Origin of the sequence: Streptomyces sp. PT12 (assembly GCF_003311645.1) — a bacterium.
Lineage (GTDB): Bacteria > Actinomycetota > Actinomycetes > Streptomycetales > Streptomycetaceae > Streptomyces.
Genome location: NZ_QEST01000164.1, coordinates 1 through 370 on the forward strand (window position 1 = coordinate 1; position 370 = coordinate 370).

Genomic DNA, 370 nt, shown 5'->3' on the forward strand with positions numbered 1-370 from the left:
TCACCTTCAGATGCGCGTCCCCACACGCCTCCCGCACCGCCACGATCTCCTCGAACACCGCCCGGTAGTCCCCCGCGAGAAACGCCCCGCGGTCGATCACCATGTCGATCTCGCTCGCCCCCGCGGCCACCGCCGAGCGCGTGTCGATCAGCTTCGCCTCCAGCGGAGCGCGCCCCGCGGGGAACGCCGTCGCCACCGACGCCACCCCCACCCCGCTACCGCGCAGCGCGGACACCGCGGTCGGGACCATGTCGGGGTAGACACACACGGCCGCGACCCGCGGCACGCCCGGGTCCGACGCGTCGGGGTGGAGCGCCTTGGCGCACAGCGACCTGACCTTCCCCGGCGTGTCCGCCCCCTCCAACGTCGT

General features: G+C 74.1%; 1 pseudogene. It reads right to left on the bottom strand.

Annotated elements, in window-relative coordinates:
• Positions 1 to 370: pseudogene (locus DEH69_RS18850) on the bottom strand (deoxyribose-phosphate aldolase); the annotation flags it as partial.